Source organism: uncultured Streptomyces sp. (assembly GCF_947488945.1).
Classification (GTDB): Bacteria; Actinomycetota; Actinomycetes; order Streptomycetales; family Streptomycetaceae; genus Streptomyces.
Genome location: NZ_CANLBS010000039.1, coordinates 22,059 through 31,286, shown reverse-complemented (window position 1 = coordinate 31,286; position 9,228 = coordinate 22,059). Strand labels below are relative to the sequence as shown.

Sequence of the window (9,228 nt, the reverse complement as noted above, 5' to 3'; positions counted from 1 at the left end):
GCAGAGCCTGGTCGAACAGCTCCAGGCCGAGTTCGGCGGACAGGGCACCAACACCCATCCGCTCCAACCGCGCCAGCCCCACCTCATCCAGGGCGCCGGCCATGCCGGAGGGATCCGCCCACAGACCCCACGCCAGCGAGGTGGCGGGCAGACCCTGCGCCCTGCGATGCGCCGCAAGAGCGTCGAGAGCCGCGTTGGCCGCCGCATAGTTGCCCTGACCCGGACTCCCGATCAGCGCGGCCACCGACGAGAACAGCACGAACGCCGACAGATCCATCCCCGCCGTCAGCTCATGCAGATGCAGCGCCGCATCCACCTTCGGCCGCATCACCCGCTCCACCTGCTCAGCGGACAACGACTCCAGAACACCGTCATCCACCACACCCGCCGCATGAATCACAGCAGTCAGCGGCCGCTCCAACGAACCGATCAAAGAAGCAAGTTGATCACGGTCCGAGACATCACACGCCTCCACCCGCACCGCACAGCCGACCGCCCCAAGCCCGGCAACCAGCTCGGCCACACCGTCGGCCGCGGGACCTCGCCGGCTGACCAGCAGCAAGTTCCGCACACCCTGCTGCTCCGCCAGGTGCCGGGCGAACAGCGCACCCAGACCACCCGTACCACCCGTGATCAGAACCGTCCCGTCCGGATCAAACTCCGGAGCCTCCGCCCCCGCCCCCTCAGACGCACGGACCAACCTCGGCGCCCGGCACACACCACCCCGCACCGCGACCTGCGGCTCCTCCAGAGCGGCCAGCGCACCCCAGTCCGGAACCCCGCCCTCACCGTCCACGTCGATCAGCACGAACCGGCCCGGGTTCTCGGACTGCGCACTGCGCACCAGACCCCACACCGGCGCCAACGCCAGATCCGGAGACTCATCCCCCACTGCCACGCCTTGGCGCGTCACCACCACGAGCCGTGACTCAGTGAGGGCCTCGCTCCGCACCCACCGCTGCAACAGCCCCAGCGTGCTCGCCGTCACCTCCCGCGCGGCCGAGGCACCGCCCCTGCCCCCCGCCGTGACTTCGACCAGCACCGCTTCCGGCACTACGGCACCCGCGGCGATGGCCGACTCCAACGCGTCCAGATCTGCGAACCGCTCGCCCGGCGCCGCCAACCCGCCCAGCAGGGCCATCCGTTCGACCGAGCGCACGGCGTCCTGCGCAGCGACCCACGCGACGGTGAACAGCGCATCGGCCCCCGCACCGGAGGCTGCCGAATCCGCGCGATCGTCGCCCGACGCGAGCCAGTAGCGTTCGCGCTGGAAGGCATACGTGGGCAGGGGTATGCGGCGTGCGCCGGTTCCGGCGTAGAACGCCTCCCAGTCGACCCCCACACCCGCGACATGCGCCTGCGCGAGGAACTCCGCGAACGTCTCCGCCTCAGACCTCCGCGCCCGCAGCGCCGACGCGAAGACCACCTCCGGCGTATCCTCCGACGACTCCTCCACACTCTGCCGGGCCAACGCGGTCAGCACCGCGTCCGGCCCCAGCTCCAGGAACCGGGTCACACCCTCCTCACGGAGCGCCCGCACACCATCGGTGAAACGAACCGCACCGCGGACATGGTCCACCCAGTAGTCGGGGTCGGTGAGTTCGATGGACACCGGCTTTCCGGACACGTTGGAAACGACCGGGATACGCGGCTCGCTGTAGGTGAGGGTTGCGGCGACCTTCCTGAACTCGGCGAGCATGGGCTCCATGCGCGGCGAGTGGAACGCATGACTCACCCGCAGACGAGTCGTCTTGCGGTCCTGCCACTGCGGCAGCCACTCATCCAGCGCATCCAGATCACCCGACACCACAACCGACCGCGGACCATTGAGAGCCGCGACCTCCAAACGCCCCTCAAACCCCGCCAGGGACCCCGCGACCTCGTCCTCGGTGGCCTGGACAGCGGCCATCCCACCACCCGCCGGCAACCCACCCATCAACCGGCCACGCGCCACCACCAGCGTGCACGCATCCGCCAGCGACAACACACCACCCACATGAGCCGCCACCAGCTCACCGACCGAATGCCCGATCAGATAATCCGGACGCACACCCAAAGACTCCACCAGACGGAACAACGCCACCTCGACCGCGAACAACGCAGCCTGCGTGAACTCCGTCGCATCCAGAAGACCAGCCTCGGCCGAACCCTCCTCCGCCACCAACAACCCAGACAGCGAACGCCCCAACAACGGATCCAGCTCCGCGCAGACAGCCTCCAGCGCCTGCGCGAACACCGGGTAAACCGCGGCAAGCCCCACGCCCATACCGGCACGCTGCGCACCCTGCCCGGTGAACAGGAACGCCGTACGACCAGACCCGGCCCGGCCCTCCACAACACCACCAGCCGGCACACCATCAGCCACAGCAGCCAGCCCCGCCAGCAACTGCTCACGGTCCGACGCCACCACCGCCGCCCGCTCCCCCAACTGCGCCCGCGTCAACACCGACGACAGACCCACATCCACCAGACCCCAACCCGGCGACGCCACCAGATGATCCCGCAGACGACCCGCCTGAGCCCGCAGCGCCACCCCACTCTTCCCCGACAGCACCACGGGAACCGCCGGCAGCACCGGTGCCACCGGCAGCTCCAGAAGCTCACCGTCGCCGGCACGGTGCTCCGCCGACGACCCCTCGGTGACGGCCTCCGGCGTCCCGCTCAGCACCACATGGCAGCACGTCCCGCCGATGCCGAACGACGACACGCCCGCCAGGATCGGCCGGCCGTTCGCCGGCCAGGGCTCGTTGGCCAGGGCGACGCGCAACCCCAGCTCGTCCAGGTCGATCCGCGGGTTGGGGCGGGTGTAGTTGAGGCTGGGCACGAGTTCGCGGTTGTCGATGCAGAGGGCCGTCTTGATCAGGCCCACGATGCCCGCGGCGCCCTCCAGGTGCCCGATGTTCGTCTTGACCGAGCCGACCACGAGCGCGTCGGCGGTGTTCGTGCGCCGGTACGCGGCGCCCAAGCCCTCCGCCTCGATCGGGTCGCCGACCGGGGTGCCGGTGCCGTGGAGTTCCACGTACTGCACCTGTGAGGAAGTGACGCCGGACCGTTCCAGGGCCTCGGTGATCGTGCGCTGCTGGGCGGTGGCGCTCGGGACGGTCAGACCGCCCTCTCCGGTGCCGGCGCCGACGGCACTGCCCTCGATGACGGCGTACACGTGGTCGCCGTCCGCCAGGGCCCGCGCGAGCGGCTTGAGTACGACCAGGCCGCCGCCCTCGCCGCGTACGTATCCGTTGGCGCGCTCGTCGAAGACGTAGCTCTTCGCGTCGGGGGACAGCGCGCCCGCAGCCTCGACGACGGCAGTGCTGAGCGGGGAGACGTTGAGGTGGACTCCGCCGGCGAGCGCGATCTCGGAGTCGCCGTTGCGCAGGCTTTCGCAGGCGAGGTGTACGGCGACGAGCGAGGACGACTGGCCGGTGTCGACCGTCATGCTCGGGCCCGACAGGCCCAGGGTGTGCGAGACGCGGTTCGCGACCAGGGAGCGGCCGAGGCCGGTGAGGGTGTGGCGGGTGACCTCGTCGGCGCCCGCCATCGCCACGAGGTCCGCGTAGTCGGCAGACATGACGCCGAGGAAGACCCCGGTCTTCGGGGCGCCGACGATGCCCGCGTCCTCCAGCCCGTGCCAGGCCAGTTCCAGCGCGAGCCGTTGCTGCGGGTCGGCCGCGGTGGCTTCGCGTGGGGACATGTTGAAGAAGTCCGCGTCGAACTCCTCGACGCCCTCGATGAATCCGCCGCGCTCGGGGCCGTGGGGCCGGTTGGTGTCGCGGTCGCGGATCGCGTCGTGCCCGTGGCGCAGGAGCTGCCAGAACTCGTCGGTCCCCGCCGCTCCCGGCGTCCGGGACGCCATCCCCACGATCGCGATCTGCTGTCGATCGGCCCCCGCCATGGCACTCCTCCGTCGTCAATGCAGTCGCAGGTCGTACTCGACGGGAGGCTAGGCCGCGGTGCCGGTCCGGATGGAGGGCTGTCCAGAAACTGCCAACCTTCGGGTAAACGCCGAGGTCGCGCCGTACGAGCGCGCCGTACGAGCGGATGCCCTTGATAGTGGGTAATCGCTGCTGCCATGCTTCAGCCATGAGGGCTGAGCGCCGTCGTCGCGGGATCGTCGGCGTAAGCCCGCCGGCCCGTCGGCGCGGATCAGGACGAGCCGATGCGGTGTCCGGCGTTCGGTGCGCCGGTCGTCCGTGCGTGGCCCCTCGGTGTGGATTGCGGTGGCGGGGGCCGGGGGCCGTCGCCTCTCCGTGCTCTCCGGATGCCTTTCACTCACCCCGGCGACCCCTAATGACGAGGACGGCCCCATGAATCCCCTCCTGCTCCCCATCGTCGCCGCGCAAGGGCTGTGGGTGCGATCGAAAACCGAGCGGATTCCCCCGGCGTCGGGCCCCACCGAAGGGACCGAGGGGGAGGGGGCCGGGGCGCCGATGCGTATCGGTGTGCTGGGTGAGTCGACGGCGGCCGGTTGCGGCGTGGAGACGCAGGCAGAGGCGTTTCCGGCGCTGCTGGCCGGGATGCTCGCCGGGCGGACCGGGCGGACCGTCGCCTGGCAGGTGGTCGGGGAGTACGGCGCCACGCTGCGTCGGGTGCGCCACCGGCTGATGCCCGGACTGGGCGGCGATCTGGACGTGGCGACGCTGCTCGTCGGCGTGAACGACGTGTTGGTGCGCCGTTCCCCGCAGGAATGGGCGGATGATCTCGAGGTGGTCGTCGATCATCTGGCGGGGCTGGCCGAGCATGTGGTGGTGGCCGGGACCCCGCCGTTCGCGTCGGTGCCGTCCCTGCCGGGGGTGCTAGGGCGTTTCCTCGCCGAGCAGGCGGCCGCCCTCGACGTGGCGTCCCGGCGGGTGTGCGCCGAACGGGAGCGGGTGACCTGGATCGGCGCGGAGGCGCTGCTGCCGATGGAACCGGAGTTCTTCGCACGGGACGGCTTCCATCCGGGGGCGGTCGGGTACCGCCGCTGGGCGGAGGCGATCGCCGATCATCTCGCCGACCACCGCGGTGATCTTCTCTCCGAAGCCGTCTGAGCGGCATGAGCGAATCCGCACGGCGGACCGAACCCGCTGCCGAGTCCGCCGCCGAGGACGGGCCGCAGGACGGGCCGCAGAAGGATCTGCCGTTCGAGGACCTGCCGTTCGTGGACGAACACTCCGTGCTGGTGAAGGCTTCCACCGCCGACGTGTGGCGGGCGCTCGCCCGGACGTACGGCGGTGGCAGCTCGATGTCGTCGGTGACCGGGGTGTACGGGCATCTGGTGGCCGCCGAGCCCCGGCGCAGCGGCGGAGAGCCGCTCGCCGCAGGGTCGACGCTGCCCGGTTTCGCGGTGGCCGAGTCGGTGCCGGGGCGGTTGGTCCGGTTCACCGGCCGCCACCGGTACTCGCGTTATGCGCTGGTCTTCGCCCTGGCCGAGCGGCCGGGTGGAACGCTGCTCAGTGCGCGTACGTATGCGAGGTTCCCGGGGGTGGCGGGCCGGGCGTACCGCCGGCTCGTCATCGGGTCGGGGGCGCATGCCGCTCTGCTGACCCGCCAGCTCTATTCCGTGCGCCGGCGGGCCGAGGGGTACGTTCCGGCCGGGTGAACTCCGCCGCTGTCGCCTCCTCCTCTCCGGTCCCGGTCACGGTCGGCTTCGGCCGGGTGCCGCGCGTGGTCCTCCTCTTCGATCGGGGCGGCGCGGCGCGGGGTGTGGATCAGACCGAGTTCGGCGGCGCGTACGCCCATCTGGAAGCGGGAGTTGGCGCCGAGCAGAGTCATGATCTCCGCGACGTAGCGTCCGTAGGTTCTTACCGAGACGGTGAGTTCGCGGGCGGCGACCTCGTCCGTGACGCCCGCGTGCAGGTGGCCGAGTATCCGGCGGGCCAGGGCGGTGCGTTCGCCGTCGCCGAAGACGATGGTCCGGTGGGCGGGGTCCGCGTCGGACCAGACGCTCTCGAAGAGGGAGCAGATGGTGTTGAGGACTTCCGGTGTGCGGATGACCGAGGATCTGGCGCCGGTCTCGGTATCGGTCACCACGAGGGCTGCCCGGCCGTCCACGACGAGGGCCTGCAGCGGTGGCATCCGGCCGCTGCGGACGGCTGCGCCCCACTGGTCGCGTAGAGGGGCGTCATCGAGTTGGGGCGGGATCGTCAGGAGGCGTACGGAGACTCCCGACGCGGCGCCGTGCGCCTCCCGTTTGGCCCGGCCCGTCAGGCAGGGGGCTGATTCCCAGAGGCTGGACCGGCGCGCGTCCACCATGTCGATGCTGCGGGTGGCCTCGCCGACCAGGCTCCGGGCGGTGTCGAGGAGCGCGAGCCAGCTGCTGTCCACCGGGGTGGCCAGCAGCTGCCTTTCGCCGTCGGTGTCCAGTGGGCCGTCGGTCCGAGCGGTCAGCGCCCGTAGCTCGGACAGAGCTTGTTCCAGTGCGATCTTGTGTGCTGTGGACATACTTCCCCCGGTTCTTCGACCCGTGTCGTCGCTCCCCGCGCCCTTGGACCCTGGGCCCCGCGGGGCTCCTGGTATGTCTGCGTCAGGCTGGGAGCAGGCCGTACTCGACTGCTCGCGCTCCGGCCTGGAAGCGGGAGTTGGCGTCGAGCTCGCGCATGATCTCGGCGACGTGGCGCCGGTAGGTACGCAGTGAGACGTTGATGGCGCGTGCGGCGACCTCGTCGGTGTGGCCCTCGCGCATCCGCTGCAGGATGTCCTGGACGAGTTCGGTGCGCAGCCGCGCACTGCACCGCTGCCGGTCGGCAAGCGGGCGACCGCTGGACCAGGCCTGGGTGAAGAGCAGGTGCAGCGCGCGCACGGCCGCAAGGTCGTCGATGACGGCGGCCGGTCCGGCGGGTGCCGGAACGAGTGCGGTGACGCCGTCGGCCACCAGGACGCCGCGCAGTTCGCTGTCGGATACGCGGACATCGCGGTAGGGGGCGGGGATCTCGCCGAGGCGTTTGGCCAGGTCGTCGGCGTAGCCGGCGACGGACAGGATCTGGACGGCGACGGGGTGCGGGGTGAGGGCGAGGTGCTGGAGAACGGCTTCGGTGAACCGGCCGGGCCCGGTGAGGGTGACGGTCAGGGAGCGTCGGCTCCTGCGGATCAGTCGCCGGACGGCGGTGCCTTCGTCGCTCTCCCCCGTGATCACGCACAACTCTGACCGTTCGGCTCGTCTACCTGTCAAACTCATGTCGGTCTTCCCCCGTATCACGCTGTGACTCCGCTCGCAGTCGAAAATCCTGCGCCCGCCGACCGTTTGGCCACCTCAGAGCACCTCTGCGCTTTCCCTCCCGGTAAATCTCGGCAATACGCAGGGAACTGAAGCGGACTTGCCATCCGTCGGCACCTCTGCACCGTAACGGATGGCCATTTTCGATGGTGTCAGATCAAGTCAGCCGGCACCACCTGGATTGGGTTGACAGCACGTCAGCAATGGCCAGGCAACACGGAAGCAATGGATTAACACGGGACAGTTCGGCCGTTGTTGTGATGCGTGACCGCGATTTTCGGACGATTTCGCCAAAGGGTGCCTATCAGGGCACGGCCCCGGCACAGTCGGCCTTTGGTGCGGTTCGGGCGGTTTCGTCGGGGTGGAAGTGCAGGTTGCAGGACGAGCACGACTTCTGAAGACGCAGAACGCGGCGTCCAGGTGCGTCACCGGGGCGTCGAGAATCCTGCCCGGATCGCGGGCCACGTGGGACTTGCCACTGCCTCCGCGGCCGACGACGGCGACCTTCCTCATGGTGCTCCAGCGTAGCGAGGTTGAGGTGGTTCAGGGGGAAGGAGTGCCTGGTGGCGGCAAGCCAGTCGTGGGCACGCTGCCAGGGGGCGCCTGGTCGGGGTGGGCGGGCCGGCCGGCGATGGCGGCGGCCACCGCGGCTGCGGTGCGGGTCACGGCGCCTCCCGGCGCGGGCGGCGAACGCAAGGGCGGCGGCGCGGGCAGGTACAGGCAGACCTCTTCCTCCGGGAAGTCCACCCCGACGTGCCGCACGAAGTGGACGTGAAGCAGCGAGGTCGGCACGCCGTCCACGGAGCCTCCACCAACGTGAAGTCACCGGTCAAAGGGCTGGTGTGCCGGTCTGCCGGGGTGCTCATGCTGATCGCGGGCGGCAGTCCGCGGAGAAGATCGTCCGACCCGGGGCGGTCGGTCTGCCGGTTCTTGCTCGCTGCGGCCGGACGGCCTTCTACGATCTGTGCATGCTGGATCCCGAGCTGCCGGAACGGCTCACCGCACGCCGCGTGGAACTGGACGGACTCGAAGAACAGCTGGCTGGACAGCTGGCGGAGGTGCGGGCGGGGCGGGACGACCTCGCCGTCGCCGATGACCGGGCAGATCACCGAGGAACGCGCCTCAGCGGGGCCAGTGCCCGGGCAGGGCGGTGGCCGGGCGTTGATGCGGATCCCGCACCGCGAACCGGGTGTGGAGGAGGACACGCTTCCGTGGGACTACGAGCGCATCATCACCGCCGTGCGACAGGTTGCCGGACCGGTCACGGCCCGCGAGGTCGGCGAGGTGGTGGGGGTGGACGTCAGCGTGCGGGCCAAGCTGGAACCGCCGACGGGGCCAGGGGACTGCGATGTGCTTCAAGTGTTTTGGTGTCCCTTCAACGCGCACGGCCCGGGCCGCCATGACCTGGAGCTGCACCTGCGCCGGCGGTGGTCGGGGGAGGTCGGCGAGGTGCTGACCGCGGCACCGCAGCCGCTGGTCGTCGGGTCCGATGGCTTCGTGCCCGAGCCCTGTGTGCTGCACCCGGAGCAGGTCGTCACCTACCCGTTTGCGGGCCTTTTGCCCGAGGAACTGTGCGCCCGGATCGACGCCTGGGAGGAAGCCCTTGAAGAGGAAGCCGAGCGGTCGGCGGACGAAACTACGCCAGAGCCGCTCGGCTACCAGTACGACCTGTCCATCCCGCCCGGCTGGCGTGTGGGTGGCTTCGCCTCCTGGCACGCGACCGACCCGTATCCCATGGACTGTCTGACCTGCACGACACCGATGCACCTGCTGCTGACCATCGACAGCTCGGAGTGGGACGGCGGTAGCGGCAGCTGGAAACCGCTGGAGGACCAGAACCAGCCCACTCACCGTTGTGCCACTCCCACGGCAGTCACCGTGGGCCGCTGGGGTGAGCTCAACGTATTCGCCTGTCCCAACGAGCCCGAGCATCCGCACCGCTGGAGCGTCCAGTAGCTTGTCGTGCCCCCGGGGAGGAGCGGCGGGCGTAACCGCGTTACCCCGGCGGCCGTTGGAGCTGTGTGACGCATACCGAACAG

General features: G+C 70.3%; 7 protein-coding genes. 3 read left to right on the top strand and 4 right to left on the bottom strand.

The window, feature by feature from the left end; all coding sequences use genetic code 11:
- On the bottom strand, positions 1-3,889 hold a 3,889-nt coding region (locus Q0994_RS33065), incomplete at its 3' end, for a type I polyketide synthase (protein ID WP_299542259.1).
- Positions 3,890-4,301: 412 nt separating this feature from the next.
- Here Q0994_RS33065 and Q0994_RS33060 point away from each other — a divergent pair.
- The gene (locus Q0994_RS33060) at positions 4,302-5,024 is read left to right on the top strand and encodes an SGNH/GDSL hydrolase family protein (protein WP_299542257.1); all 723 of its coding nucleotides are present in this window, start codon (positions 4,302-4,304) and stop codon (positions 5,022-5,024) included.
- 5 nt (positions 5,025-5,029) lie between these two features.
- Entirely contained in the window at positions 5,030-5,575 is a 546-nt protein-coding gene (locus Q0994_RS33055) for a hypothetical protein (protein WP_299542255.1), read from the top strand.
- On the opposite strand, the gene Q0994_RS33050 is transcribed toward Q0994_RS33055, so the two are convergent.
- From Q0994_RS33050 to Q0994_RS33040, 3 genes are all read right to left on the bottom strand, one after another.
- Positions 5,530-6,417, bottom strand: a complete 888-nt coding sequence (locus tag Q0994_RS33050; RefSeq protein ID WP_299542253.1) for a LuxR family transcriptional regulator — start codon at positions 6,415-6,417, stop codon at positions 5,530-5,532. The two genes, Q0994_RS33055 and Q0994_RS33050, sit on opposite strands and share 46 nt — an antisense overlap.
- 82 nt (positions 6,418-6,499) lie before the next feature.
- Positions 6,500-7,108 carry a DNA-binding response regulator gene (locus Q0994_RS33045; protein WP_299542251.1) on the bottom strand — a complete coding sequence of 203 codons (609 nt, stop codon included), beginning with the start codon at positions 7,106-7,108 and terminating at the stop codon, positions 6,500-6,502.
- A 624-nt stretch (positions 7,109-7,732) separates the two neighbouring features.
- Positions 7,733-7,990 carry a hypothetical protein gene (locus tag Q0994_RS33040; RefSeq protein WP_299542249.1) on the bottom strand — a complete coding sequence of 86 codons (258 nt, stop codon included), beginning with the start codon at positions 7,988-7,990 and terminating at the stop codon, positions 7,733-7,735.
- 291 nt (positions 7,991-8,281) lie between these two features.
- Here Q0994_RS33040 and Q0994_RS33035 point away from each other — a divergent pair, with 291 nt between their 5' ends.
- The gene (locus Q0994_RS33035) at positions 8,282-9,145 is read left to right on the top strand and encodes a hypothetical protein (protein WP_299542247.1); all 864 of its coding nucleotides are present in this window, start codon (positions 8,282-8,284) and stop codon (positions 9,143-9,145) included.
- Positions 9,146-9,228 lie beyond the last annotated feature (83 nt).